Source organism: Paenibacillus sp. JJ1722, assembly GCF_048282685.1.
Classification (GTDB): Bacteria; Bacillota; Bacilli; order Paenibacillales; family Paenibacillaceae; genus Paenibacillus; species Paenibacillus polymyxa_B.
On record NZ_CP182500.1, the window covers coordinates 2,026,147 to 2,051,988 of the forward strand.

Consider the following 25,842-nt stretch of genomic DNA (forward strand, 5'->3'; position numbering starts at 1 on the left):
TTTATCGAATTATTAATACGTTTTTCATATTAAAAGCGAGTGAATTATATATTTCTAATATTAAATTACAGTGGGTATAATGGATTGCAGATGGAGGGGAGGAATTGAAAATGGAATATCGTAAACTTGGAAAAAGTGGTTTGATGGTAAGTGAGATTGCATTGGGGAACTGGATCACCCACGGTGCCCAAGTGGATGATACCATAGCGCAAGCCTGTGTAAAGGCTGCACTAGACTCAGGGATTACCACGTTTGATACCGCTGATGTGTATTCGGATACCCTTGCGGAAACGGTTTTGGGTCATTCTTTAAAGGGAATACGCCGTGAAAGTATTGAATTATGTACTAAGGTTTTTCATCCCACAGGTACCGGACAGAATGATAAAGGGCTGTCTCGTAAACATATCATGGAGGCCTGCCATGCTTCTCTTCGACGCCTACAAACGGATTATATTGATGTATATTATGCACACCGTTTTGATCCAACCGTATCGCTTGAAGAAACTTTTTTGGCCTTATCCGACTTGGTGCGGCAAGGGAAGGTTTTGTATGTAGGAGTAAGCGAGTGGACAGCAGAGCAGATAAAGCAAGGAGCTGCTCTGGCTAGGGAATTAAAGGTCCCTTTCGTGGCAAGTCAGCCCCAATATTCCATGCTGTGGCGTGTCATTGAAGCTGAAGTGATTCCCGCTTGTGAGCAGGAAGGGATTGGGCAGGTGGTTTGGTCACCTCTGGCACAAGGTATCCTTTCTGGTAAATATACAGCAGACAAGCCGTTACCCGAGGGTTCACGAGCTTCTACGACAGCAGGGTCACCATTTTTCGAACGTTTGGCTGGACAATGGTTACGTAAAGAAGTCCTTTTGGCAGTAAAGAAAATTCAGCCGATTGCAGAAGAATGCGGACTGACGCTGCCCCAGCTTGCAGTCGCATGGGTTTTACAAAACCCGCAAGTGTCCTCAGCTATTATCGGTGCTTCCAAGCCCGAGCAGGTTAAAGAGAACGTAAAAGCTGCGGGTGTCCGTCTAGATGGGCAGGTCATGAGACAATTGGATAGCGTTTTAAATGGTATTGTTGAACGTGATCCGAGAAAAACAGGTTAAGATATACGATCAAGGAGATTTACATGTCTAACTCTTCGTTACAAGCTGTTTCTTCAACCACTTCCAGAAAATGAGTCAGAACAGTTTCATGTGCACCTGTTTTCCATGCAGCATAAAGTGGGATGGACGGAGACTCTTCTTGAAATGAACGAAATACGACATCACTGCGTTGAAAGACAGATACGGAAGAGGGGACAATGGAGATACCTATACCCGCCGCTACCAAGTTAACGATCGTATACATTTGAACGGCTTCCTGTACGATTTGAGGCTGAAATCCATGTTGTCCGCAAAAGTCGAGTATGAGATTATGAAAAGAAGCTCCCATATGAGGCGGAGACAGGATAAAAGATTCGTCCGCTAAAGAACGTAAAGTCAAGGTTGAATGGTGGGCTAACGGATGTGTCTGAGGAAGAACGGCCATGAGTGATTCGTTGGTGTAAAGACGAGAAGTGATATGTATAGATGGATCTGCACTGCGCAGGAAGCCCACATGAACTTTGCCATCGTGTATGGCTTTTAGTTGTTGGGCAGATGTCATTTCAAATAACGTAAGCTTCACATCTGGGAAGCGCTCTCGGAATTTCTTCAAGGCATTAACCATCAGACTGCCAGAGGCTGAATCTACAAAAGCGATGGATAATTGTCCGAATTTCCCCTGACTTGCAAGCTGTGTGATCTTAATAGATCTTTCCAATTGAGCAACCATATTTCTGGATTCTTCTAAAAATATCGCTCCTGCTGACGTAAGTCGAACTTGTCTTTTGGTTCGTTCCAAAAGCTTCACACCAAGCTCTTCTTCAAGGCTTTGAATTTGTTGGCTCAAGGGAGGTTGGGTGATATTCAGTTTTTTCGCAGCACGGTTAAAATGCAGTTCTTCCGCTACTGCGATAAAGTAACGTAGTTTTTTCAGATCCATAGCTGTGATTTCCTTTCACTAAGCCTTCACCGACCTATTCTCCAGTGGAACAGGTCGGTTTTTATCGTTCGAATTAAACTGTCACATAAGCTGCAAGCAGACGTGCAGTGTTCACCACGGCCTGCTTGTGCGTGCGCTCCATTGCATGGGAGGCGTGTACGCCAGGGCCGATCAAAGCAGCACGGATGTTATTACCTGCTCTTAGTGCAGCCGAAGCGTCCGAACCGTAGTGCGGATAAATATCTACCGCATACGGAATATTCAGCTCTTTGGCCAGCTCAATCAGACGGGTCGTCATATTATAGTCGTAAGGCCCGGAGGAATCTTTGGCACAGATAGAAACATCCGTTTCCTTGCAGCTCAGATCTTCACCCATACAGCCCATATCGACAGCTATCATCTCACTGATTCCTTCAGGTATGTAAGCCGCTCCGTGCCCCACTTCCTCATAGTTAGAAATGAGCAATTTAACGGTATGTCGAGGCTTCCAGTTTCCATGTACAGCAGATTCCAGTAGACCAAACAGTGCAGCTACACTAGCTTTATCATCCAGATGCCGTGACTTGATAAATCCACTCGGTGTTACGACTGGACGCGCATCGAACGAAATAAAATCGCCCACCGCAATACCGAGCTGAAGCACGTCTTCTTTTGACTCAACAAGCTCGTCAATCCGAACCTCCATGTGGCTCTCCTTGCGCTCAAAGCTTCGTGCATCATCATAGACGTGCACGGATGGATGGCTGGACAGAATAGTACCCGTATACGTTTGTCCGCTTCGGGTATGAATAAGGCAGTATTCGTTCTCAATGCTGTTCATCATGAAACCGCCGACGGATGTCAGACGTAGGGTGCCTTGTGCTGTAATCGAACGTACCATCGCGCCCAATGTATCCACATGTGCGCTCAGCGCCACCGTACGGTCCGTTTCCTGACCTTCCAGAGTCAAGATGGCACCGCCTTTTGCATTCCATTCGATGGGTACCCCGAGGCTCTCAGCTTCCTTATGAATCAGCTCCATCACATGGTGTGTGTACCCACTGGGACTGGGCGTGTTCAGTAGCTGATTTAAAAAGTTCATCATATAATCTTCATTGAATTGAATCGTCATTTGTTGCTCCTCCTCATTTGGACAACCGATCAGGGTTAGAGGACGGTTGCTCTATATCTTGGTCGAAAGTAGACCCTGTGCTGGAAGACCCAGTCGTGTCATAGGTCACATCCGCGTTTGCTTCCACCGTGGATGTGTGCTCTTCTTGTAATGTATGAAGCTGAGTAGTCAGACGTTTAATCTCTCTCTGAAGCCTATATTGGCGGAAAATACCGAAAGAACCGACAATAAGTCCACCTAGAAGAGTGCAACCAAGAATAAGCAGAATCAAAGGAATGCTAACCATACTGAATAGAAAGTTCACTTGAACCGAATTCACATTAATAACAGCAAATACAGCTGTTAACAGAGCAATAACAAGAGCTGCGATCAAAGACCATTGTGTTTTCAAAATGCCACCTCCTCCCGTTACATTATAAAATCCCTTGCCCGCCATGGACAAGGGATTTATCCGTGCATCATTTCAATGCTGGATTTTAAGTGCGCACGGTTTTACTTTCCTTCAGTTAGCTTTTCCATTTCTGTAATGACTTCTTCGAATACGCTCATCGCTTCGCGGATCGGCTGCGGAGAGGACATGTCAACGCCAGCTTTTTTCAAAATATTAATTGAATAATCACTGCCACCGCTCTTTAAGAAGCCCAAGTAACGGTCAACGGCTGGTTGGCCTTCTTCCAGAATCTGTTTCGAGAAACTAGTTGCTGCCGAGAAGCCAGTAGCATATTTGTAGACATAAAAACTGTTATAAAAATGAGGGATCCGTGCCCATTCCATTTCAATGTCTTTGTCTACCTTCATGCCAGGCCCGTGATATTTCACATTCAGATCATAGTAAATCTCCGATAAAAGCTGCGGTGTAAGGGATTCCCCCTGTTCAGCGCGTTCATGTACAATTTTCTCAAATTCCGCAAACATGGTTTGACGGAATACCGTTGTGCGGAATTGATCTGCATAGTAGGTGAGAAGGTACATTTTCTCTTTCGGATCGGTTGATTTGTTCAGCAAGTAGTCCATTAGCAACGCTTCATTGGTTGTGGATGCCACTTCAGCCAGGAAAATGGTGTACTGTGCATCTCTATACTTCAATGCGTTGTCTGAATAGTACGAATGCAACGCATGCCCCATTTCATGAGCAAGTGTGAACATGCTGTTCAGGTTGTCTTTATGATTCAGCAGCACATATGGGTGGGTACCATAAGCTCCCCAACTGTATGCACCAGTACGTTTGTTTTCGTTTTCGTATACATCGATCCAGCGCTCATCATAGCCTTTTTGCAGCGAAGCGAGATAGTCCTCGCCCAGTGGCTTAAGGCCTTCTTTTGTTTGCGTTTTGGCGTCTTCATACGTAATGTCCATCTTGTATTCGTCCACAAGCGGAGCGAACAAATCATACATATGGAGCTCATCCACACCTAACAACTTTTTACGCAGTTTGATGTAACGATGGAGCAGGGGTAAGCTTTCATGAATGGTGTCAATGAGATTCGTGTACACTTCCTTCGGAATATTGTCACCGTACAGTGACATTTCCAGTACAGAAGGGTATTTGCGAACACGAGAATAAAAAATATTCTTGTTTACATTGGCACTTAGTGTAGAAGCAATTGTATTTTTATTTTTGGCATATGTGTCATATACCGCTTTAAAAGCACGTTCGCGTACTTCGCGGTGCGGACTTTCGAGGAATTGAATGTAGCTGCCATGAGTCAGCTCAACCTCTTTGCCGTTCTCATCCTTAATTTTTGGAAACTTCAGATCAGCGTTGTTGAGCATGCCAAAAATCGTTTGCGGGGCTTGAGCCAGATTGCCAACCTGAGCGAGCAGCGCTTCTTCTGTCTTCCCCAAAATATGTGCTTTTTCCCGCTTCATTTCTTGAAGTGTAAACCGATAATCTGCAAGCTTTGGATCTTCAATGAAGGCATCAAGCTGATGATCCGGCAGTGCCAAAATTTCAGGCGTCACAAAAGAAAGAGACTCGCTAACCTCAACGCCTAATTTTTTTGCTTTTTGCGAAAGACCCTGGTATGTAGGTTCAGCTGTATCCTCATCATGATGCAGATGTGCGTACACATATACACGCTCGGTTTTAAGCGACAATTCATCTTCCAATTTAAAGCAGCTGCCAATCGACTCTGCTGAATTGAGCTTGCCTTGGAAATGTTCAGCCTTTTTGGCTAGTTGTTTGACTTCTTCATATTCTTGATCCCATGCTTTGCGGTTGGGAAACAAATCTTCCAGTTTCCATGTATTTTCCACTGGCGCATCAGCGCGTTTTACAATTTCACTCATGGAGAGCCTCCTCTGATCGAACGTAATGTGGGGTAGGGCTGCGGCAGTAAGGGACGGATGCCAAAACGAAGAAACCGCCACGCTTACCGTAAGCAGCAGGGCAAGAGGTTTTACAGGATGCATGTAACGGCAGATCCTCCTTATACCATGGCTTGTTATGCCATAGTATGACCTCTTACGCCCGAAAGTATAATTTTCCTTACTGTGGGTTGGAACCTATATTTAATAAGCTGTATACAATAAGATAAAAGGCAAGGCAAACCATGATTACAGCAGTGAGGGCCATCCACTTTTTGAGAGGAGTCGGTATCGTATCACGCTTCATGATCAGCACTCCGCCCAGCGTGAAGGCCAGAATAATGAAGATGAGATAGCTGTTGGACACCATGAATAGGCTAGACCTGTTTGAAAGCGTTCATGATCCGCTGCCACTCTTCCTCATTATCTTGAAAGGACTGCTTGGGAAACCGATTTTGAGCCCAATGCATCAGCGCCGGACGGCTTAAAAACGTGTGGGCTTCCTCGCCCCAATCATCGGATATTTCCCGTAGAACGATGTAACGGCCCTGCACCTCGACAGTCATCATGTTCCAATTGTCTTTTTTGTATATTTCGTGTTTTTTCATCATATGCATGTCTCCGATTTTATAGATGTTTTGGTTCATGATACCGCAGTTTCCGCCGCAAAAGCAAATCATTCCAGCCCGAAAAACCAGGAAAAACATCAATTGCATTGTGAAAAAGCATGAAGTATAATATGGATATTCGCCATAGATGGCGGTATTTTTAGGAGGTTGTTCACTTGAAAGGTACAGTTAAATGGTTTAACGCAGAAAAAGGTTATGGCTTCATTCAAATGGATGGTGGCGAGGACGTATTCGTACATTTCTCCGCAATCCAAGGCGACGGCTTTAAAACTTTGGAAGAAGGTCAAGCGGTTGAATTCGAAATTACTGAAGGTAACCGTGGACCCCAAGCAGCTAACGTAATCAAACTGTAAGTGTAACTGAATTGTAAGAATGGTTCCGTTTCTACGGATGTCTTATATATTACGGTTAAACTATGAATTGAGAGCGCAGTTCCTTAAATTTAAGGGACTGCGCTTTTTTGCGTAAATACGTTTACGATATGAGAAGATTGAGCAGGAATAGGGTATTATACGTAATAAAACTAAGCAGAAGACATCTTAAAACGCTGTTTATGTTCTCTTTGCCGATGCTGTTCGGAAACATTCTGCAATCCCTGAATGGAACGATCAACTCGATCTGGGTTGGAAAGTTTCTGGGAGAAGCCGCATTGACTGCCGCTTCCAATGGAAATATTATAATGTTTTTTCTTATCAGTTCGATTTTTGGCGTCACCATGGCTGCCACTATTATGATCGGACAAAATATTGGAGCAGGAGACGTAGCTGAAACCAAGCGTGTAGTAGGTACAAGTGCAGTCTTTTTTCTGGTGCTTGCTTTTGCTATAGGTATTATCGGATTTTTGAGTGCGCCTTGGATTCTTCATGTACTCAATACACCTGCCGAATCAGTGGATATGGCGATCACATATACGCGTATTATTTTTGCGGGCATGCCCTTTTTGTACGGCTATAACTACATAATGACCGTAATGAGAGGCGCTGGAGATTCCAAAACACCATTTTATTTTCTAATTGTTTCCGTCGTACTAGATGTACTACTTAACCCGCTGTTAATATTCGGATGGGGACCGATTCCTGCTATGGGCATTGGAGGCTCCGCTACTGCTACCCTGATCGCTCAAGGGATTAGCTTTGTGTTGATCCTCATTTACCTATATCGAGTAAAATATTTTTTGCGCATTACTTCTTCAGAGCTTCATTTACTCAGATTTGATTGGAAGATTATTTGGACCCTAATCCGTAAGGGAGTGCCGATGGGGTTGCAAATGATTGCTGTCTCCACCAGCGCGATTGCTTTAATGAATCTGATTAATGGCTACGGAACAGTGGCAGCAGCAGCTTATACAGCAGCCAATAATTTGTCCAGCTATGTGCAGATGCCGGCAATGGCGTTAGGTGCAGCCGTATCTTCCTTTGCCGCTCAAAATATCGGAGCCGGACGTTGGGATCGAGTGCGCATGACAACCTGGATTGGGATTGTGTATAATTTTGTGTTGACTGGTGGAGCTGTGGTATTAATTTACATGTTTAACCGTCAGGCCTTGCTCATGTTCCTTCCTTCTACGGGGGGTGCATTGGAATTGGGCATGCGGATTAATCTGATCACTTTGTGGTCTTTTGTTATATTCGGTGTTACCAATGTCATTACAGGTGTTGTTCGATCAACGGGTTCCGTAATGATACCGCTTTTAATTACCATTATTTCATTATGGGGCATTCGTATACCTTTGGCCTATGCATTTGTCGATGAGTATGGTCTAGATGCTGTATGGTGGAGTTTTCCTGTTGGTTTTGCTATCTCTGCCGTAGCAGTCATTTTCTATTATGCTTTCGGGAAATGGAAGCAGGCAAGCATGGGAGAGGGAATCCAAGGGGTGAAGCCAGCAGAGGACAAGGGATAGGTAGGCGGTAGGCCATTTATACTATTTGCGATTAAAGTCTTATAAGGATAGATTTTGTGTAACTCCTATTTTTGACTAATAAAACATTACAGGTATAAAGTCTTTTTGTGAGAATAGCTCATTTTTCTTGAATTTTAAAGAAAAAAGTGAGGTTGTTCATTTGTGCTAAAAGGACGAACATATTATAATGGATATGGTTTGGATAGGTATAATTACGTAGACAACAATGTGGAGGCACCGTCATTTGAGTTATGTTGAGCAAGGACGTTATCAAGTACCGAGAGGCCCCATAGGTCTAATGAGCCGAATGTACAAGCACATTCTCCCTGAAACGAAACTAGAATTGAGTAACTGGAAGAGCAAGGCCGAACAAATTCCGGACCCTGAGCTGCGAAGCCAGGCGCTTGCGAGCATAGCGGATAAGACGTTTCACTGCGTGGGTGGGGCGGTTTATGCCGCAGCCAATATGTCTGCCCGGCAGACGCTAATTCCGCTGATCGTAGCGTATCAGACCATTAGTGATTATCTGGACAACCTGTGTGATCGCAGTACGTCCATGGACCCGGATGATTTCAGGCTGTTGCATCAGGCTATGCTGGATGCGGTTAATCCGACGGCTAGGCCAGTGAATTATTATGAGTTGCGTCGTGAGCAGGAGGATGGCGGTTATTTGACCGGGCTGGTGACAACCTGTCAGTCTTGTGTAAGCAGGCTTCCGGGCTATGAGGCGGCAATGCCTTACGTTCAGGATTTGGCGCGATTATACACGGATTTGCAAGTATACAAGCATATTAAACCCGAGCTGCGGGAACAAGCGCTTTTGGACTGGTGGTCGCTTCATAAAGACCGTACACCAGAGTTGCGCTGGAATGAGTTTGCTGCGGCTACCGGTTCAACTCTGGGGGTCTTTATGCTGTTTCTTGCTGCCAGCGACCAGCATCTGACCGATGCAGGGGCTGCCTCAATACATGCATCGTATTTTCCACATGTGTGCAGTCTTCATATTTTGCTGGATTATCTAATCGATCAAGACGAAGACCGGAAGGGCGGAGATCTTAACTTTTGCAATTATTATGAAGATACCGACATGATGCTAGACCGGATCGCCTACGTTGTGAATCGGGCGCGGGCTGATATTGCAGATGTCCCTGCCAGCTCCTTTCACCGGATGATTATCGAGGGATTGCTGGCTTTATATTTATCCGACCCTAAAGTTAGCGAGCAGCAGGACGTTCGCGCTGTTTCGAGACGTTTAATGAAAAATAGTCCGCTCATGCGTTTGTTTTTCTTATTAAACAGTCGATGGATAAGAAGGCTTATATGATTATTTTGAGGAGGTCATAAATCATGACAGCAGTTAAGAAAATTGCAGTATTAACAAGTGGTGGAGATTCACAAGGGATGAACGCGGCAGTTCGCGCCGTCGTACGTAGCGGATTGTATTTTGGACTGGAAGTATTCGGGATTCAACGCGGTTATCAAGGCCTTTTGAACGATGATATTTTTCCAATGGATCTGAGAAGCGTTGGAGATATTATCCAACGTGGGGGTACTGTACTTCAATCTGCAAGATGTCTGGAATTTACGACTGAAGAAGGACAGAAAAAAGGCGCTCAAATTTTGCGTAACCGTGGAATTGACGGCGTAGTCGTGATTGGTGGAGACGGTTCCTATCAAGGAGCTAATAAACTGACCAAGCAAGGCATTAAAACCATGTGTCTTCCGGGTACGATCGACAATGACATTTCTTTCACGGACTACACTATTGGTTTTGATACAGCGGTTAGTATCGTAGTGGACGCAATCAACAAGCTGCGTGATACGATGTCATCCCATGAACGTTCTTCCATCGTGGAAGTTATGGGACGTCATTGTGGCGATATTGCTCTCCATGCAGGTCTGGCTTCTGGCGCAGAAACGATTTTGGTGCCTGAGGTAGAATTTGATCTGAATGAAGTATCCGATCGGATGAAACAAAACTTTAAGCATGGCAAACGCCACAGTATCATTATTGTTGCTGAGGGTGTAGGCAAAGGCGAAACAGTAGCACAGGTTATCCAAGAAAACTGTCCGGATTATGAGCCTCGTGTTACAGTGCTTGGACACATCCAACGTGGAGGCACACCAACAGCGTTTGACCGCAACCTGGCGAGCCGTTTGGGTGACTTTGCTGTTCGCCAATTGATTGAGGGCATATCTGACAAGGCTTGCGGAACGATCGACGGTAAGTTGGTAGCTACAGATATTGACAAGGTTGTAAATACCAAAAAAGATTTCAATATGGAGCTTTATGAGCTGGCCTTGCGTTTGTCCCAATAATAAGAGCCTTTATGTAAAATAGATCGGCTCTGATATTGGAAAAGATCAAAATTATGCGGATGACCCGAGTCATCCGCTATTTTTTTAGCTTTGAGTCCTATCAGGAGGTAGTCATACATGTACCTATTCAAAATCGAAGTGGACAGTTCGGAAGGAGCGCTGACCGTTATTCTCGCCGCTGAAAATGAAGAACAGGCATTTGAGGAGATTGAACAACATGTGGAGAGACACTTTCTATTTCCTCCCAAGCTGAACGAAGTGGCGATTGTGGAGAAAAAACGAATAACTTTAGGCGCAGCATATGTAATCGAGACACGCAAAGGCTAGATAGCCTCTGCGTGTTGTTTTTTTTCGGAGAAACGACGTTGTACTTTCACCAGACGCCAGAGAAGTAAAATAGCGCCTACTGCCAATCCTGTAATCAAACCGATCCAATAGCCGTAGGGCCCCAATGAAGTCCAGCGTGCCAGTATATATCCTACAGGAAGCCCAATGACCCAATAGGCGAGGAATGTGAGCAAAAAGGCTGGATTGACGTCTTTATACCCGCGTAGCGCTCCTTGTGTAGGTGTAGCGACAGCATCAGATATCTGAAAGAAAATCGCATAGATTAGAAAATGCTGTGCCAATTGAATGACCTGCGGATCGGTGGAGTAAAGTCGAGCGACCTGTTCACCCCAGATAAGCAGTACAATAGCTGTAATCAGTGATAGACCTACTGCGCTGCTGATACCCATTACACTATAAGCTTTGGCATCCCGCGGGCGAGTAGCTCCTGTTTCATAGCCAACCAGAATCGTAAGTGCCATGCAAATGCTGAGTGGAATCATATACAGCGTAGATGCAAAGTTCATGGCGGCCTGATGTGCGGCTATGGTAGCTGTATTATAACTGCTCATGAAGAGGGTGACGGCTGAAAAGACGGCAGTCTCAAAAAATATAGCAAATCCAATCGGTACTCCAATCTTGATGAGCTCTTTCAAAGCACCAGCAGCAATCCCGTATATTTTGTTAAAGATTCGGTATTCGGCAAATATTTTTCCACGATGCGCAGTGATACCGGCAACCAGCATGATGATCCAGTAGGTGGTCGCCGTCGCTACCCCGGAACCCACACCCCCCAGACGCGGAAAACCCCAGTTTCCATAAATAAGTAGATAATTTAACAATACATTGATGGGTAACGACATGAGCGTGATTAACATCGTAAAGCGGGTTTGTCCCAATGCATCCATAAAGCTTCGGAGCACAGTGTAGGCAAATAGAGGAACAATCCCGAAGGCCATGGCACAAAGGTAGTATATGGCCACATTATGAACTCTCAGTTCCAAATTCATACCGTTCAAAATAGGTTTGACCAAAATAATGCCAGCAATCAAAACGACCATAGACAGGGCGAGAGAGAGCCAAAGTGCTTGAATGACATAGTAGGAGACTTTATCTTTGCGCTGTGCTCCTACCAATTGAGATACAATGGGCGTGATAGCCATAAGTATTCCATTAAGGCCTGTTTGTACAGGAACCCATAGGCTTACTCCAATGGCTACTCCAGCCAGATCGGCAGGGGAAAAGTGCCCTGACATATTCGTATCGAAAAAAGTCATGGCAGATAGTGCAAGCTGGGTAATCAGGATAGGGAGCAAAATGTAGAAAAGCTGCTTCCATTTCTGCCCCGTTGTTAGTGTCAATTGCATTTTTGTTTTCCTCATTTACTAGGGATTGATTATTTGTATATATCATAACATGTAAGTATTTATTGTAAGGGATACCGCTACATTTGAACAGTAATAAAAAAGACTGCACCCGTTCGCCAAACAACGGGACAGCCTTTGAAATAATTATATAATTTCTAAATTTTGTATAAGAGAACGAGAAGTCCGGAGGGATAAATTATTTGTAAGTTACTCCACTTGTATAGCGGTTTGTGGCATTCCAGAGTAAATATTCATCCACTTTCATATCCTTAAGCGCGCGAATTTGATCCTCTACTTGAGTTTTCCCATACTTGGCATAATGTCCGCTCCCCAACCAACTTGCGGTAAAATCCTGGATCCAAGGACGAATAATTGGCTTTAGCTTGCCCGTCGGATCGAGCTTTTTGTGGGTATCGGCCATGGAGCCTTTAATCGTCTGGTAAGGATTTTTATCGGGATCTTTTACACCGAACCAGCCTGTGGTGTAGTGACTTGGATAAACCATGGGCGAAATGACATCCACATTTTCGGAGATTTTAGTGAAATCCTGTCCGATCCCCTCCGCAGCAGGAACGGATGCAGCATATCCGAAAATATCTACCGATACTCGTACACCTAATGGAGCAAGCTCTTTGCGGGCATATTGTACGAATTCAGCGACTGCATCCGAGCGGGATTGATCTGATTTGGTATATTTCAGCTTGTCTGCTCTTTTCTCAAAGCCTTCGGGGAAACGTACATAGTCAAATTGAATTTCCTTAAAACCAAGTTTGGCTGCTTCCTTAGCGATGGCGATATTATAATCCCATACTTCTTTATTATAGGGATTAACGAACCCGTCTCCTTTGCCGTTTTTCCAGACAGAGCCGTCAGGGTTACGGAAAGACATCTCGGGATTTTTGTTGGCCAGTACAGTATCTTTAAATACGACAATACGAGCAATCGGGTAAACATTATGCTTTTTCAATCGGTCCATCAAACCGGAAATATCCCGAATGAATTTTTGCGGCTTGCCCAATTTGAGCAGCTCGGGAGTGGTCGTTGGATAAGTGATGTAACCTGCATCGTCTTTAATATCAATAACCATGGAATTGAGCTCTGTCTTGTCAAGCAGTTCAAGCAACTGGGTCATACGCGAACCGCCTGCGCTATAAGCCGTGACATAGATGCCCTTGATAGCAGGAGTCGTCGGTTGTGGGTCAATTTTAACCGGAGGATTGGAGGCATCCACCTTCATATTATTGTGCTGAGCCTGAATCATGGCGCTGCTAATTGTTGTTGCCACCGTATCTTTTACATTTGGAGCGTTGGCTGACTGATCCCCGTTTCCGCCTATCCCCATCGCCAATAGCATAATTGCCCAAATCATATTCATTTCCTAACTCTCTCCCTTATGTATGTCGCTTACCTGATTATACGTAAAGTTATGTATCGAAAAACAACACGCTTGTAACCAATACTGGAATCATCATCAGGCACAGTCTTACATGATTAACCCAACCGGTGTTCATTGAATCCATAAAAATGCATAAATAATGCCGCTCTCTTCGCGGTCGTAGATGCAACCGGAAGAAGCGGCACTTGGTAAAGAAATTTATTGAAGATAATTATTGTCTTGATGCTCGCAAATACTGTACTGAATAATTTCTAGCGCATCCGTTGGCTTGAGTATGGCCATCCCGTCCCGAAGCACAATCATCGAGTTCAGCTCATCCTTTTTGAGAGAAGGGAGCATTTCCGGGTACCATCTTAAGACAATGTCGGACAGTTTTACCGTTTCCATTTCCACAAAAATCACCCTTTCCTGCTCGGAATCATTCCAAAAGAATCATTCAATACGATTCGGAAAAGCAAAGTGCCTGTGAAATAGCAGGTAAAGCTGGTCTTTATATACTATGGGAACAGCGCACATATAGTGTACCACAGAAACTGTATTTTGACACTTAGGTTTGTGCTTATCTTCGGCGAAATGAACCCATCACCCCAACCGTTTCCACAATATTGACAAAAGCAGAAGGGTCCACTTCTTTAATGATGCGTTTTAATTCAACTAGCTCGTAGCGTGTCGTGACAGTCATCAGCATGTCCTTTTCGGTATGTGAAAATGCGCCTTCAATTTTTATTTTGCTAACACCGCGTGGTGTGGTCAACATCCGCTCCAGTAGCTTGTCGGTGTGCTCTGTAATAATGTAGACGGTAATCTTCGTGTGACTGACATAGATTTGATCCAACACCTTGCCAGTCACAAAAATAGATAGCATCGACGCAAGTGCAATATTCCAATCATCGTTCAAATATCCTGCTGCAAGAATGACCAGTCCATTCATGCCAACAAGTACAGTTCCTACGGGGAAGTCACGATAACGAGTGACGATGGAACCGATAATGTCAAAACCGCCCGTGGACCCTCCTACCCGAAAGGAAATTCCTGCTCCAACGCCGATCATTACCCCACCAAAAACGGAGGCCAGCAGGGGGTCCGACACGACAGATTGCACCGGCACCCACGCCAAAATCCACGTTGTAACGACAACGGATAAAATGCTCAGGCTAATAAAACGCTTGCCTAAAATAAACCAGCCTGCAATAAGCATCGGGATATTGATAATAAAATACATCGCGCTGATATCAAATTTTGTGAAGTAGCCGATTAACATGGAAAGCCCGGCTACTCCTCCGCTCAGCAAGTGGTGTGGCACGAGAAACAGATTAAAACCGCATGCAATGGCAGCGGCTCCAAAAATGACAGTTAAGCAGTTTAACACTATTTTTAACAACTTAATTTCACCTCATTTAAATTATACGGGAAGCAACTTGCTGGTATTCATGAATTGTTCTGTGCTATAATGCGATGTGGATATTCTTGAGTAGGGACCTATGTCCAGAGAAACACTTAAAATTTAAACTGTTTTAAAAAGGATAAATTCGTTTAAGATGTATCGGATAGGTTCCCCAAATTCATTACAGAAAGATGCAGTTATAGGTCTAAATAAACTGTCACTGTATTGGGGAAAACTTATACAATAATATCGCTACTTAAGAATACAGACAACATTGTGGATTGTCCACCACATCCACCATTATGAAGGAGTTTGAATAAATTTGACGACATTTGCAGAATTTGATCTTGAACCGAAAGTAATTCAGGCGATTACAGAACTGGGTTTTGAAGAAGCAACACCAATTCAATCCCAATCCATCCCGATTGCACTGCAAGGCAGAGACATGATTGGCCAAGCCCAAACAGGTACTGGTAAAACTGCTGCGTTTGGTATTCCGCTGATCAACAAAATTTCTAGAAGCGACGAAAAAATCAGAGCCCTGATCATGGCACCAACACGTGAGCTTGCTATCCAGGTAGCTGAAGAAATCGAAAAACTCTCCCGTTTCAAAGGTCTTCGTACTTTGCCAATCTATGGTGGACAAGATATCGTACGCCAGATTCGTGCTTTGAAAAAGAAACCTCAAATAATTATTGGTACGCCAGGACGCTTGCTTGACCATATTAATCGCAAAACCATCAAGCTGGAAGATGTAAACACAGTTGTTTTGGATGAAGCAGATGAAATGTTGGATATGGGCTTCATGGAAGATATTCAATCCATTCTGAAGCAAGTTCCTGACGAGCGCCAAACGATGCTTTTCTCGGCTACAATGCCTCCTAATATTAAAAGATTGGCTGAGCAATTCCTCAAAAATCCTGAGCATGTTTCAGTTATTCCTAAACAAGTTAGTGCTCCACTGATTGATCAGGCCTATATCGAAGTTCCTGAGCGTCAAAAATTCGAAGCATTGAGCCGCTTGATCGACATGGAATCCCCAGAACTTGCTATCGTATTTGGTCGTACCAAGCGTCGGGTAGACGAGCTGGCTGAAGCTCTGCAAAAACGCGGATATTCTGCAGACGGTTTGCACGGTGACTTGTCTCAAAACCAACGTGATGCTGTAATGCGTAAATTCCGTGACGGAAGCATCGATGTGCTCGTAGCGACTGACGTAGCTGCCCGTGGTTTGGACGTTTCCGGCGTAACTCACGTTGTGAACTTTGACCTTCCGCAAGATCCAGAAAGCTATGTTCACCGTATTGGACGTACTGGACGTGCAGGTAAAGAAGGGGAAGCTTGGTCTTTCGTAACGCCTCGTGAAATTGACCATTTGCACTTTATCGAACGTGTAACTCGTCACCGCATTCCACGCAAGCCGCTTCCAACCTTGGCTGAAGCTCTGGAAGGCAAACAACGTATCATTGCTGAACGTCTCCTAGAGGCTGTAGAAAGCGGTGAGCTGAACGAGTACAAAGGTTTGGCTATTCAAATGCTGGAGCAATATGATTCTGTACAACTTCTCTCCGCAGCTCTGAAACTGATGACTGGTGAGAAAAGAGAAGCATCGATTGAGTTGACTCCAGAAGATCCGATCCGTGCAAAACGTCGTAAACCAGACGTGCGTTCTGGCGGTCGCAAGCCTTCCAACTATAGCGGTCGCAGCAACGGTGGTTACAATTCCAACCGTTCTGGCGGTACCGGCGGTAGTGGAAGTAAAGGTGGATATGGCGGTTACAACCGTGGCAAAGAAGGCGGTGGCTACAACCGTGATTCAGGAAGCCGCTACAGTGGAGATCGTAAACCACGCCCGAGCAGCAATGGAGAAACTCGTCGTCCTGCAAGACGTGAAGATTCCTCTTCCGAATAAGAAATGAAATAATGAAAAGTCGAAGCAGATGAAGCTTCGGCTTTTTTGTTATGATTGATCAGTATGAATGAACCTTTTAGCGATCTGCTTTAATGGGTCATGTATTGATTTCTCTGGCGTATTAGGGCTGAAATACGGTATGATATAGTCAAGAGCCGGAATTTATAGGCATAGCAACATGAGTCTTGGAACTGCCAAGGCTTGCGGAGGGAGAGACTGACATTGGAGTTTAAAGGAGCTATGGGTGGTATTTACCGCCTGACCGAGTGGATTACCCGACTGGCGGCTACAAATTTGTTATGGGTGTTATGTTCGTCGCCTTTTGTATTCTGCCTCATACTGAAACTACTTGTAATGAATCAGAATTTGGCTAATGAGTCTTTACAAATGAACTGGGCGATGGCTATTTTGGCACCGCTTACTTTATTTCCAGCCACATCGGCTATGTTCACAGTGGTTCGCAAATGGGTAATGGGTGATACCGATACGGGCGTGTTTCGTACCTTTTTTAAAGGGTATAAAGAGAATTATAAGCAGAGTCTGATCGGGGGTATCTTTTACACATTGCTGTTTGTCATCATGTATGTGGATTATACCGTATATATGACACAACTCAGCAACTTGCAAATCGTGGGCGTAATTATGCTTATTCTTATCATTATTTTGCTTGTGTCTATGTTTAACTTCTTTTCGATGGTGGCTCATTATCATATGTCTACCGGACAAATTATTAAAAATGCGGTTTTATTGACGCTGATTCGACCATTCCGTGTATTTTCCACCATGCTCGGCAGCGCCGTTGTTATATTTATTGGAGTCAAATATCCTGTGCTTTTCCTATTCTTCATCGGCAGCGTGGTTGCCTGGTTCGCTTTCTTTAATTTTTATGGAACATTCCTCAAAATGCAAGATCAAATGGAAAAGATGAAGCAGAAAGATGAAGATACGGCAACCATTGAAGACAAGAAAAGTGATAACCTCTAAAAATAAAACATATTTCTCCTAGCATTTACTTTCTGAGTGAGAAGCGCTATAATAAGGTCACATCCTGCGATGCACGTTACGGTCATTTGTTGTTTTGAACCAATGACAATGTCTAGGGAGATCTATACGGATGAACAGCTGAAAAGCCCTGTCAATTCCTGACAAGGGGACTTCAAAAGTTTATTCTGCGGTCACCCACCTGCTAAAGCAGGTTCAGAAGACGCTATGGTCGGACGGCATCGGCGGGTACTCCAAAGATAATGAATACACTCTGTTCATGCTTCGTGCAGAAACAGGGTGTTTTTTGTATGTAACAATGTTAAACTAAGACATGAGGTACTAAGGTCGCATACCACAGGTATGGTCGGTTAAATTTTTGTTGTTTAACGTTTTTATAAAGCGCTTGCAGCAAAAAAACCGATGTGCTGCATTATGGCAACGATTATCGTGAAGGAGGAAATGTCTTGTCGTTGAAGAGGACTCTGGTAGGGATTGTGCGCAGCCAAGAAGGTACAAGCGACCGGGTCAAGGACCCCCAAATGAAGACACGCTATTATAACTTATCGAGAGACAAGGCTTGGGAAGAAGTATCATCTATTTTGAAAAAAATTCCTGGCTACAAGGTACTCCATGAGGTAGCATCTGTAGGTGAGATTACGTTAGAGAAGCGAACGGCGTTCGGTAGAACCGTCGACATTACCGTTTCTATATTGTCTGTCTCGCCAGTTCGGAGTGCGGTGGATATTTATTCTGCTTCACGCGGATCGCTAGGGGACTTAGGCGCGAATTACCGCATCATTTTGCAATTGTTCGCTGTGATTGACAAGAAGCTGTCCGCTCATAAGGTCGTGCAGTGATTGTAGATGTGTGAGCAGTGATGTGGCAGCCAAACGTCAAAAAAAGCGAGGAAGGCAACCCTTCACTCGCTTTTTTAATATTCAGTCTTGATTTAGACGAGTTTTTTCACTGCTGCAATCGCTTGCTCATAGTCAGGGTGCTCGGACATTTCGCTCAAGTATTCTACGTAAGCGATTTTGTCATTTTGATCAATCACAAAAATAGCTCTATGATCCAAATGGAATTCCTTGATGAACACACCATAAGCTTCGCCGAAGGAATGATCCTTATAGTCGGACAGTGTCAATACGCGGTCGATACCGGCAGCACCGCACCAACGAGCTTGAGCGAAAGGCAGATCGACGCTGACAGTCAGCACTACGACTTGATCCCCAAGGGAATCAGCTTCCTGGTTAAAACGTCGAGTCTGTGCGTCACACACGCCTGTATCCAAAGAAGGAACAACACTGATCAATTTGACTTTGCCTGCAAAGTCTTGGAGCGTAGCTGCTTCTAGCAGGTTTTTCTGTAATTTGAAATCAGGTGCCTGATCTCCAACCTTCAGTTCAGGACCTAAGAGTGTCAAAGGATTGCCTTTAAAAGTAGCAGCTCCTGTACGTTCTTGTGCCATATGTAATAGCCTCCTTGGTTTTTAGCATTGGTTATCGTTGCCGAAATCTATTATAATCTTTTATAAAAGACATTGTCCAATTTGAATAAGGTGGAGACACCCATGAAGGAAGGATTGCCTTGATTTTTTTACGTTATGAGAACTGGAAAAGTTATTTGCGGTTTTACCCAGTAACCTGTCTGATTTTGCTCATTAATATTGTGATGTTTATTGTACTCACCGTACAGGGTGGATCGGAAAATAGTTTGACGTTGATCCGATATGGAGCTTTGATTAATGAAGCGCCATTCACTGATCAACTGTGGCGATATGTATCAGCTATGTTTTTACATGCAGGGTTTGATCATCTTCTGTTCAATTCCTTCGCCATACTCGTCTTCGCTCCTCCGCTGGAGCGTTTGCTGGGGTCCTTCCGCTATGTGTTATTGTATCTGGTCACGGGCATTGTAGGGAACATACTGTCCATCGCGCATTACAATATGATGACGGAAACGACAGTCTCTGTAGGGGCTTCAGGAGCGATTTATGGCATCTATGGAGCATTTCTATACGTTGCCCTGTTCCAGCGGTCACTGATGGATGACGCCTCGCGTAAAACGCTGTACACGCTGCTTGGGTTTGGTATCCTGTTTTCTTTCGCTGTAGCGAACATTAACTGGACCGCTCACTTCGGGGGATTGCTCAGTGGGTTTTTCCTTTATGGATTAATGATCAGATTGACTGGCCAACGCAAACGTCACTAAAGATAGTTTTACGGTAAGTTAGCAGGGGAAGAAAGAGGATGATGTTCGATTGACGTCTTCTTCCGGATGTTGAAAAACAGATTGGAGCGAATATCGGAGTGGAATTACGACAGTTGCAATACTTCATGAAGGTAGCGCAAAAAGAACATGTCACTCAGGCAGCCGAGGAGCTACATGTGGCGCAATCTGCGGTAAGTCGGCAAATTCATCAGCTTGAAGAGGAGCTGGGAGTCAATCTTTTTATGCAAAAGGGTCGCAATTTGCAGCTTACGCCAGTGGGACAACTATTTTGCAAACGGGTTGAGACGATTATAAAAGATCTAGAGCGAGCTGTTTTAGAAGTTCATGAGTTTTTGGATCCTGAGGGGGGCGAAATCCGCATCGGTTTTCCGCACAGTTTGGGGATTCATCTTATTCCTACGGTGGTGGCTGAATTCCGAAAGCGGTATCCCAATGTTAAATTCAGATTTAAACAGGGGATGTACCCGAGTTTAATTCGTGATGTGTTAGCGGGTGAGGTGGATTTGGCTTTTGTATCTCCTTTTCCGGATCGTCATGATCATGTAGAGGGGGATGTGGTGCTGACCGAGGAGTTGTTTGCTGTTCTCCCGCCCAATCATCCTTTAGCTACGGCCAAACACATTACGCTGAGTCAGCTTAAAGGAGAAAAATTCATCCTGTTCAGAGATGGATATTCGTTACGTCCGATTGTCTGGCAGGCTTGTCTGGAGGCAGGGTTTACGCCGGATATCGCTTTTGAAGGTGAAGAGACAGATACGATTCGCGGATTAGTTGCGGCTGGTATGGGAGTCAGTCTTTTGCCTGAAATGGCGTTGTTTCAGACCAACCCGCTTCAACCTGCAAGAGTGTCGATTGTTGATCCAGAGGTCACGCGAACTATTGGCTTGATTCATCGCAGAGATGACAAACTACCATTAGTTGCAAAGTCATTCCGAACTTTTTTGTTGCAATATTTTGGCCTTAAAGGTAGTGCTGCTACTCCGAATGGAAGTGCTAAAGCGGATTTAGGGCAGTGAGTATAGCTGATTGGTTTTAGATAAAGGAAAAAGGTTGTTCCTCTTGGTGGAGGAACAACCTTTTTTGTAATACAAGCAATTAATCCCGGCTGTTAAAGATACCGATTAAGCGGATTAGTTCCAGCAAGGAAACGAGAGCTGCAGCCACATAAGTTAATGCAGCAGCATTTAATACTTTGGCTATACCCCGTTCTTCATCACTACGGATAAACCCTTCGGAAACCATAATTTCTCGGGCGCGGTTGGAAGCATTAAATTCAACCGGTAATGTAATTAATTGAAAAGCGACAGTAGCCGAGAAAAAGATGATACCCAAGCCAATCAGGTTCGTGTAGCTGAATAAGAAACCGGCAATCAGCAGAAACGGTGCAATCCCGGAAGCGAAGTTTACGATCGGAAAGATCCGGTGACGGAGTGCCAGCATGGGATAATGCTCTTTATGCTGAATGGCATGACCGACCTCGTGACAAGCTACGGCAACTGCAGAAATGGATTTTTCATAATAAACGGGCTCGGACAGCCGTACGACTCTTTGCATTGGATCATAATGGTCAGACAACGCACCAGGTACTGGTTCAATAGGCACATCATGCAAACCATTGCGATCCAGCATATGCCGAGCAGCATCATAACCGGTCAACCCATTTTCATTTGGGACATCAGACCATTTATTAAAAGTACCTTTTACACGGAATTGCGCCCATAAGGATAATCCGAACGCAAGAATAATCAATATATACATACCCATCATAAAGCAACCCTCCATTATTGTTCATCACTAGCCCGGGCATCTACATCATAGAACTATGCTCCAGCAGATACTTCAGAGCTTCGATACAAGCGGCGCTTTGTGGTAGTAGACCAGTAAGCAACTTGCGCGCTTGAACGGGCTTGAGCTGCCCCAGAAGAGGCTGTAGTTCATTGACTTCACGTTCCAGACGCTGCATGTGCATTTCTAGACTCGTTAATTTGTCCGTGACGTGCTCTTCCCCCGCGACCGAGTTCCATTTAATCAGTGTCTGTCTGATTTCCTCGAGGCTATATTTCTCTTGTTTCATTTGGTTAATACGTTCAAGCCTGTTTAAGGTTTCATCATTATAAAGCCGATAATTTTTCAATGATCGTTCTTCAGGTGTGATCAAACCAAGCTTTGTGTAATAATCAATAGTTCGTTCGCTGACACCAGCCGCCTTGGCTAGCTCACCAATTCGATACAGCTTCATATCCCCATCTGTCTTCACCTCGCGCTCTTCGTTCAACCTTCAATATTAGCATTTGCAAACGGAGTGTTTATAAAGAATATTTTACATGATTCCCAACCATACAGTCAAACGTCATGCTTTTTTTCGGAAGAAACAAGCTACTTTTATAGTTAGTAAATGTGACATGGATTGTTTGGGACCATCTTTTTTTAACATAATAAAAAAAATCTTGTCAACTTTCATGTATTCTGATTATAATGACAATAAGAATTTCACGAAATGTAAAGAAACTTAACATTCGAGGGAGTGGGCTTCATGAGAAAAAAGTGGTTAGTTGTATTATTGGCCATGCTGACAGTATTAGCTTTTCCGGTAGGTGCGTTTGCTGCTGACGGTCCGACAAATATTCAACTTCAAGCTGGGTTAAACACGGCCTTTACGTTCTTGGCATTTATACTTGTATTTTTTATGCAAGCGGGATTTGCATTGCTGGAGGCAGGCTCGACACGAATGAAGAATGCGGGCCATGTCGCTGGTAAAACGATTCTCACCACGGGTGTTGCGGCTTTGTCCTTCTGGGCACTTGGATTTGGATTCGGCTTTGGTAATGATGGCGGCAACGGATTTATGGGACTGACGGGTTTCTTCATGAGTGGTACGGATGCTGCAGTATCGTTTGATGCTCTTTCAGGTCTGGATGTTCCGATTACAATTATGTTTTTGTTCCACTTTGCTTTCGCTGCGGTATCACTTTCTATCGCATGCGGGGGGATGGCAGAGCGTGCAAAATTAAGTGTATACATTATCTTCGGTATTTTATTCTCCATCGTAATCTATCCGGTTGTAGCTCACTGGGTGTGGGGCGGCGGCTGGCTTGGTAAGTTGGGAATGCAGGATTATGCCGGTTCGACGGTAGTCCATTTGACAGGCGCTACGGCGGCACTCGTCGCTACACTGCTGCTCAAACCGCGTCTGGGCAAGTTCAATAAAGATGGCAAGCCGAACATTATCCCTGGTCATAATCAGGTGTACTCTATCTTGGGTGTTATTATTCTCTGGTTTGGTTGGTTTGGATTTAACCCAGGTAGTGCGGTATCGGCTATGAACGACGGATTCTTTGGATATGTGGCCTTGACTACCAATATTGCTGCTGCGGCAGGTGGAGTTTTCGCTTTGCTCGTATCCTGGATGGTATACGGAAAGGCAGATATTCCTGCTATGTTAAATGGTGTGCTGGCGGCTTTGGTTGCCATTACTGGTTCTTGTGCCTTTGTAGCACCTTGGGCGGCACTGGTCATTGGTGCAGTTGCAGGGATCGTCACTTTCTTCACAGCGCAATGGTTTGAGCGTGCAAGAGTAGATGACCCGGTATATGCTTTCTCCGTGCATGGTGTTGCAGGGATGTGGGGCGCAGTGTCCACAGGGTTCTTCGCTACTCCTGAGCTTGTAAAAATAACAGGTGTAGGTCAAGCGGGTCTGTTCTATGGTGGTGGATTTACCCAATTAGGAGTACAGCTGCTTGGACTGATTGGCACCTTGGCTTTCGTGTTCGTCATTTCCTTCATTATTCTTGGTGCGATGAAAGCAATTATGGGTATTCGCGTTACGGAAGAGGAAGAAACGATGGGACTGGATATCAGTGAACACGGTACGTACGGGTATCCTGAGCAAATGAAGTTGGTTGCTGAGGCTGAAAAGCGTTCTGGAATTGTGAACTAATATGTAAAATATAAAGAACCAGTATGGATGAGCGGAGGAGATGGAAGTATGGAACTGCAAAATATGGCCCCTTGGGTGAGTTCCGCCGAAGCGATAGATCATGCAGATACACCTGAATCGCTAAGGCAGGCCAGGGTCGACTCTCAAAAATGGCTGCTGGCTTCCCAAGCCTCCGCTCCGTTATCAGACTGGTTACGAACGGCGAATGAAATGCATGACCGCATCGCGGCCAGAGCTGTACAAATGTGCGAAAAAGGGATGGTTGAGGATGGCTTCGGCCCTCCTCCCGTCCCTTACGCATTTATAGCCTTCGGAAGCATGGGGCGCTCGGAATCGACGCTGTGGAGTGACCAGGATAACGGTATGATTATCAGTGACACAATATCTGCTGACAAAGAATTGTATTTTAGAGAGTTTGGTCGCAGAGTGTCTGCGATGTTAGAGTATTTGGGATATCCCAAATGTGAAGGGAAAGTAATGTGCTCGGAGTCGTTGTGGCGTCAAACATTGTCTGGATGGCAAAAACAGCTAACGAAATGGTCGGATGATTTTGCTTGGGAGCCGATCCGTTATCTGATTATCTCGTCTGATATGAGGCATATCGCTGGAGATGAGCGACTATCTGCAAACTGGAAACGAAGTTTTTATGAGTTGTTCCGAAAACATCCTGATTTACCCTCGGCGGTACTTAGGAACACAGTGAGGCATAAAGCGACACTTAATATTTTAGGTCAGATCGTTACCGAGCGCTTCGGTGAGCATGCGGGCGATTTTGATGTGAAATACGGGTTGTACATTCCGCTGGTGAACGCAGTCCGTTTTTTGGCATTGCAACATGGTGTGGAGGAAACCTCTACCTTCAAAAGGCTCAGTCGTCTCGCATCGCTGGAAGCGGCACCGTTGCCTTTACTCGATGCTTGCGAGCGAGCCTTTCGGATTGCGCTTCAGCTACGAATGGCTACGCCAGTGAAGGAGAATGATGGATTGCTGGTCAGCAATGGCTACCTGGCTGTAAAGCCGCTGAAACAAGGTAAAGGCTGGCATGAGTTGCGCGAGGCGCTTTCGACGGTACGACGGCTGCATCGTGCGTTGCAAAGGCAGTTGCGATTTATGGAAGGGAGAAGGTCATGAAGGAACCAGCGCAGGGAAGTGGCTTCTGGAGCGCTCTCCGCAGAGGAGGAGTACCGTCTGCGATCGCATCTGTAATGGGGGCTCCTACGGCTCAGCAGATGGCGTTTATTCGCTCCTTAACCCGGGAGCAACGGCGCTCTGAAGTATTGCGGACCCCGCTGGATCGTTTGGAGACGGTAGTTTTTGATCTGGAGACAACGGGATTTTCAGCACAGCATGGAGATGAGATTTTATCGTTCGGGGCGATTCGGGTTGTCGGGGACATGATTATGGAAAAAGAGCAGTTTTATACGCTTGTTAATCCACGGACTGTGATTCCTGAGCACATTACCGAGCTAACTGGGATTACCCGGGAAATGACGGATCAAGCTCCACCACTTATGAATGGACTGCACGACTTTATGTCCTTTGTAGGTGGGCGAGTACTTGTAGCACATGCTAGCGCTCATGATAAGGCCTTTTTGAATGCTGCGTTATGGAAAACATCTAAAGTCCAATTGACTCATCGTGTTCTGGATACGATGATGCTTGCCAAATGGCTCGAGCCACAGCAACATCAAACCTACAGTTTGGATGAATTGTTGGCCTACCAATCCATTCCGATTGAAGGGCGGCACCATGCGTTAGAGGATGCGAAAATGACGGCTAAGCTGTGGGTTGCGTATGTTCAGGAAATGCTGAAGCGTAACGTGACCAATTTGGCAGATGTCTACGCGCATTTAAGTCATGCCTGATTCAGTACAAGGCATAGCATTCATATACACATAAAAACAGCAAGTTCGCGATTTCGTGGGTTTGCTGTTTTTTTGCGTCCTGTTCAGATTTAGAAGGTTAGAGGTGGGAACAGTATGGGCATCCTATGGAGAAGGTAAGGGTCATTAGAT

The 25,842-nt window shown here is 44.9% G+C and carries 27 protein-coding genes and 1 other RNA gene; 15 read left to right on the forward strand and 13 right to left on the reverse strand.

Features of this window, described 5'->3' with window-relative positions:
* Positions 1-110: 110 nt before the first annotated feature.
* Positions 111-1,100, forward strand: coding sequence for an aldo/keto reductase family protein (locus ACM1ND_RS09160; protein ID WP_023988006.1), 990 nt, complete (start codon positions 111-113; stop codon positions 1,098-1,100).
* A gap of 19 nt (positions 1,101-1,119) precedes the next feature.
* Here ACM1ND_RS09160 and ACM1ND_RS09165 read toward each other — a convergent pair whose 3' ends face one another.
* The 6 genes from ACM1ND_RS09165 to ACM1ND_RS09190 form a co-directional block, all read right to left on the reverse strand.
* The gene (locus tag ACM1ND_RS09165; protein ID WP_023988007.1) at positions 1,120-2,019 is read right to left on the reverse strand and encodes a LysR substrate-binding domain-containing protein; all 900 of its coding nucleotides are present in this window, start codon (positions 2,017-2,019) and stop codon (positions 1,120-1,122) included.
* A 73-nt stretch (positions 2,020-2,092) separates the two neighbouring features.
* Entirely contained in the window at positions 2,093-3,130 is a 1,038-nt protein-coding gene (locus ACM1ND_RS09170) for a M42 family metallopeptidase (RefSeq protein ID WP_254347981.1), read from the reverse strand.
* 13 nt (positions 3,131-3,143) lie between these two features.
* Entirely contained in the window at positions 3,144-3,566 is a 423-nt protein-coding gene (locus tag ACM1ND_RS09175) for a LapA family protein (protein WP_254347983.1), read from the reverse strand.
* A gap of 56 nt (positions 3,567-3,622) precedes the next feature.
* The gene (gene pepF, locus ACM1ND_RS09180; RefSeq protein WP_254347995.1) at positions 3,623-5,419 is read right to left on the reverse strand and encodes an oligoendopeptidase F; all 1,797 of its coding nucleotides are present in this window, start codon (positions 5,417-5,419) and stop codon (positions 3,623-3,625) included.
* 199 nt (positions 5,420-5,618) lie between these two features.
* Positions 5,619-5,807 carry a hypothetical protein gene (locus tag ACM1ND_RS09185; protein WP_025715827.1) on the reverse strand — a complete coding sequence of 63 codons (189 nt, stop codon included), beginning with the start codon at positions 5,805-5,807 and terminating at the stop codon, positions 5,619-5,621.
* Positions 5,808-5,814: 7 nt separating this feature from the next.
* The gene (locus ACM1ND_RS09190) at positions 5,815-6,048 is read right to left on the reverse strand and encodes a hypothetical protein (RefSeq protein WP_013309704.1); all 234 of its coding nucleotides are present in this window, start codon (positions 6,046-6,048) and stop codon (positions 5,815-5,817) included.
* Between the two features lie 173 nt (positions 6,049-6,221).
* On the opposite strand from ACM1ND_RS09190, the gene ACM1ND_RS09195 reads away from it, so the two are divergent.
* The 5 genes from ACM1ND_RS09195 (at position 6,222) to ACM1ND_RS09215 (ending at position 10,615) form a co-directional block, all read left to right on the forward strand.
* Positions 6,222-6,419 (forward strand): cold shock domain-containing protein, encoded by a 198-nt coding sequence (locus tag ACM1ND_RS09195; protein WP_013309706.1) that lies wholly within the window; start codon positions 6,222-6,224, stop codon positions 6,417-6,419.
* A gap of 128 nt (positions 6,420-6,547) precedes the next feature.
* The gene (locus ACM1ND_RS09200; RefSeq protein ID WP_081326383.1) at positions 6,548-7,969 is read left to right on the forward strand and encodes an MATE family efflux transporter; all 1,422 of its coding nucleotides are present in this window, start codon (positions 6,548-6,550) and stop codon (positions 7,967-7,969) included.
* A gap of 244 nt (positions 7,970-8,213) precedes the next feature.
* Positions 8,214-9,293: a tetraprenyl-beta-curcumene synthase family protein gene (locus ACM1ND_RS09205; protein WP_013309708.1), complete on the forward strand. Its 1,080-nt coding sequence runs from the start codon at positions 8,214-8,216 to the stop codon at positions 9,291-9,293.
* Positions 9,294-9,316: 23 nt separating this feature from the next.
* Positions 9,317-10,288: a 6-phosphofructokinase gene (gene pfkA / locus ACM1ND_RS09210; RefSeq protein WP_023988013.1), complete on the forward strand. Its 972-nt coding sequence runs from the start codon at positions 9,317-9,319 to the stop codon at positions 10,286-10,288.
* Between the two features lie 117 nt (positions 10,289-10,405).
* A complete protein-coding gene (locus ACM1ND_RS09215) occupies positions 10,406-10,615 on the forward strand; it encodes a DUF3906 family protein (protein ID WP_023988014.1) in 210 nt (69 codons plus the stop codon).
* Here the strand turns inward: ACM1ND_RS09215 and ACM1ND_RS09220 are convergent.
* From ACM1ND_RS09220 to ACM1ND_RS09235, 4 genes are all read right to left on the reverse strand, one after another.
* The gene (locus ACM1ND_RS09220; protein WP_418027611.1) at positions 10,612-11,982 is read right to left on the reverse strand and encodes an MATE family efflux transporter; all 1,371 of its coding nucleotides are present in this window, start codon (positions 11,980-11,982) and stop codon (positions 10,612-10,614) included. The genes ACM1ND_RS09215 and ACM1ND_RS09220 overlap by 4 nt on opposite strands.
* A 196-nt stretch (positions 11,983-12,178) precedes the next feature.
* Positions 12,179-13,357 carry a putative glycoside hydrolase gene (locus ACM1ND_RS09225; protein ID WP_028542824.1) on the reverse strand — a complete coding sequence of 393 codons (1,179 nt, stop codon included), beginning with the start codon at positions 13,355-13,357 and terminating at the stop codon, positions 12,179-12,181.
* A gap of 219 nt (positions 13,358-13,576) precedes the next feature.
* Positions 13,577-13,765: a hypothetical protein gene (locus ACM1ND_RS09230; protein WP_080683009.1), complete on the reverse strand. Its 189-nt coding sequence runs from the start codon at positions 13,763-13,765 to the stop codon at positions 13,577-13,579.
* Between the two features lie 172 nt (positions 13,766-13,937).
* Positions 13,938-14,759, reverse strand: coding sequence for a YitT family protein (locus ACM1ND_RS09235; RefSeq protein WP_023988017.1), 822 nt, complete (start codon positions 14,757-14,759; stop codon positions 13,938-13,940).
* Between the two features lie 325 nt (positions 14,760-15,084).
* On the opposite strand from ACM1ND_RS09235, the gene ACM1ND_RS09240 reads away from it, so the two are divergent.
* From ACM1ND_RS09240 to ACM1ND_RS09255, 4 genes are all read left to right on the forward strand, one after another.
* A complete protein-coding gene (locus ACM1ND_RS09240) occupies positions 15,085-16,674 on the forward strand; it encodes a DEAD/DEAH box helicase (RefSeq protein ID WP_023988018.1) in 1,590 nt (529 codons plus the stop codon).
* A gap of 222 nt (positions 16,675-16,896) precedes the next feature.
* A complete protein-coding gene (locus ACM1ND_RS09245; RefSeq protein ID WP_023988019.1) occupies positions 16,897-17,658 on the forward strand; it encodes a YesL family protein in 762 nt (253 codons plus the stop codon).
* Positions 17,659-17,716: 58 nt separating this feature from the next.
* A non-coding RNA gene (gene ssrS / locus ACM1ND_RS09250) (6S RNA) lies at positions 17,717-17,911 on the forward strand.
* A 211-nt stretch (positions 17,912-18,122) separates the two neighbouring features.
* The gene (locus ACM1ND_RS09255; RefSeq protein ID WP_013309718.1) at positions 18,123-18,515 is read left to right on the forward strand and encodes a DUF1499 domain-containing protein; all 393 of its coding nucleotides are present in this window, start codon (positions 18,123-18,125) and stop codon (positions 18,513-18,515) included.
* Positions 18,516-18,607: 92 nt separating this feature from the next.
* Here the strand turns inward: ACM1ND_RS09255 and tpx are convergent, their stop codons facing one another.
* A complete protein-coding gene (gene tpx, locus ACM1ND_RS09260) occupies positions 18,608-19,126 on the reverse strand; it encodes a thiol peroxidase (RefSeq protein WP_053325164.1) in 519 nt (172 codons plus the stop codon).
* Positions 19,127-19,245: 119 nt separating this feature from the next.
* Here tpx and ACM1ND_RS09265 point away from each other — a divergent pair, with 119 nt between their 5' ends.
* Both ACM1ND_RS09265 and ACM1ND_RS09270 read left to right on the forward strand, forming a co-directional pair.
* Positions 19,246-19,869 carry a rhomboid family intramembrane serine protease gene (locus tag ACM1ND_RS09265; protein WP_023988021.1) on the forward strand — a complete coding sequence of 208 codons (624 nt, stop codon included), beginning with the start codon at positions 19,246-19,248 and terminating at the stop codon, positions 19,867-19,869.
* A 98-nt stretch (positions 19,870-19,967) separates the two neighbouring features.
* Entirely contained in the window at positions 19,968-20,906 is a 939-nt protein-coding gene (locus tag ACM1ND_RS09270) for a LysR family transcriptional regulator (RefSeq protein ID WP_023988022.1), read from the forward strand.
* Between the two features lie 79 nt (positions 20,907-20,985).
* On the opposite strand, the gene ACM1ND_RS09275 is transcribed toward ACM1ND_RS09270, so the two are convergent.
* On the reverse strand, positions 20,986-21,657 hold the full coding sequence (locus ACM1ND_RS09275; protein ID WP_023988023.1) for a zinc metallopeptidase: 672 nt from the start codon (positions 21,655-21,657) through the stop codon (positions 20,986-20,988).
* Positions 21,658-21,697: 40 nt separating this feature from the next.
* The gene (locus tag ACM1ND_RS09280; protein ID WP_023988024.1) at positions 21,698-22,129 is read right to left on the reverse strand and encodes a MerR family transcriptional regulator; all 432 of its coding nucleotides are present in this window, start codon (positions 22,127-22,129) and stop codon (positions 21,698-21,700) included.
* Positions 22,130-22,423: 294 nt separating this feature from the next.
* On the opposite strand from ACM1ND_RS09280, the gene ACM1ND_RS09285 reads away from it, so the two are divergent.
* Genes ACM1ND_RS09285 through ACM1ND_RS09295 form a run of 3 tightly spaced genes read left to right on the forward strand, consistent with a single transcriptional unit; the run spans position 22,424 to position 25,692 of the window.
* On the forward strand, positions 22,424-23,827 hold the full coding sequence (locus tag ACM1ND_RS09285) for an ammonium transporter (RefSeq protein ID WP_023988025.1): 1,404 nt from the start codon (positions 22,424-22,426) through the stop codon (positions 23,825-23,827).
* A 48-nt stretch (positions 23,828-23,875) separates the two neighbouring features.
* Positions 23,876-24,958 carry a DUF294 nucleotidyltransferase-like domain-containing protein gene (locus ACM1ND_RS09290; protein WP_418027612.1) on the forward strand — a complete coding sequence of 361 codons (1,083 nt, stop codon included), beginning with the start codon at positions 23,876-23,878 and terminating at the stop codon, positions 24,956-24,958.
* Positions 24,955-25,692 carry an exonuclease domain-containing protein gene (locus ACM1ND_RS09295; RefSeq protein WP_023988027.1) on the forward strand — a complete coding sequence of 246 codons (738 nt, stop codon included), beginning with the start codon at positions 24,955-24,957 and terminating at the stop codon, positions 25,690-25,692. The genes ACM1ND_RS09290 and ACM1ND_RS09295 overlap by 4 nt, the downstream gene beginning before the upstream one ends.
* Positions 25,693-25,842 lie beyond the last annotated feature (150 nt).

Excerpts from the sequence above, each read along its gene's own strand:
- ACM1ND_RS09215 (WP_023988014.1), top strand. The coding sequence starts at position 10,406 with ATGTACCTATTCAAAATCGAAGTGGACAGTTCGGAAGGAGCGCTGACC.
- ACM1ND_RS09170 (WP_254347981.1), bottom strand. The coding sequence starts at position 3,130 with ATGACGATTCAATTCAATGAAGATTATATGATGAACTTTTTAAATCAG.
- ACM1ND_RS09175 (WP_254347983.1), bottom strand. The coding sequence starts at position 3,566 with ATGGCGGGCAAGGGATTTTATAATGTAACGGGAGGAGGTGGCATTTTG.
- tpx (WP_053325164.1), bottom strand. The coding sequence starts at position 19,126 with ATGGCACAAGAACGTACAGGAGCTGCTACTTTTAAAGGCAATCCTTTG.
- pfkA (WP_023988013.1), top strand. The coding sequence starts at position 9,317 with ATGACAGCAGTTAAGAAAATTGCAGTATTAACAAGTGGTGGAGATTCA.
- ACM1ND_RS09160 (WP_023988006.1), top strand. The coding sequence starts at position 111 with ATGGAATATCGTAAACTTGGAAAAAGTGGTTTGATGGTAAGTGAGATT.
- ACM1ND_RS09275 (WP_023988023.1), bottom strand. The coding sequence starts at position 21,657 with ATGATGGGTATGTATATATTGATTATTCTTGCGTTCGGATTATCCTTA.
- ACM1ND_RS09230 (WP_080683009.1), bottom strand. The coding sequence starts at position 13,765 with ATGGAAACGGTAAAACTGTCCGACATTGTCTTAAGATGGTACCCGGAA.
- ACM1ND_RS09220 (WP_418027611.1), bottom strand. The coding sequence starts at position 11,982 with ATGCAATTGACACTAACAACGGGGCAGAAATGGAAGCAGCTTTTCTAC.
- ACM1ND_RS09190 (WP_013309704.1), bottom strand. The coding sequence starts at position 6,048 with ATGATGAAAAAACACGAAATATACAAAAAAGACAATTGGAACATGATG.
- ACM1ND_RS09295 (WP_023988027.1), top strand. The coding sequence starts at position 24,955 with ATGAAGGAACCAGCGCAGGGAAGTGGCTTCTGGAGCGCTCTCCGCAGA.
- ACM1ND_RS09185 (WP_025715827.1), bottom strand. The coding sequence starts at position 5,807 with ATGGTGTCCAACAGCTATCTCATCTTCATTATTCTGGCCTTCACGCTG.
- ACM1ND_RS09165 (WP_023988007.1), bottom strand. The coding sequence starts at position 2,019 with ATGGATCTGAAAAAACTACGTTACTTTATCGCAGTAGCGGAAGAACTG.
- pepF (WP_254347995.1), bottom strand. The coding sequence starts at position 5,419 with ATGAGTGAAATTGTAAAACGCGCTGATGCGCCAGTGGAAAATACATGG.
- ACM1ND_RS09285 (WP_023988025.1), top strand. The coding sequence starts at position 22,424 with ATGAGAAAAAAGTGGTTAGTTGTATTATTGGCCATGCTGACAGTATTA.
- ACM1ND_RS09225 (WP_028542824.1), bottom strand. The coding sequence starts at position 13,357 with ATGAATATGATTTGGGCAATTATGCTATTGGCGATGGGGATAGGCGGA.
- ACM1ND_RS09280 (WP_023988024.1), bottom strand. The coding sequence starts at position 22,129 with ATGAAGCTGTATCGAATTGGTGAGCTAGCCAAGGCGGCTGGTGTCAGC.
- ACM1ND_RS09290 (WP_418027612.1), top strand. The coding sequence starts at position 23,876 with ATGGAACTGCAAAATATGGCCCCTTGGGTGAGTTCCGCCGAAGCGATA.
- ACM1ND_RS09200 (WP_081326383.1), top strand. The coding sequence starts at position 6,548 with ATGAGAAGATTGAGCAGGAATAGGGTATTATACGTAATAAAACTAAGC.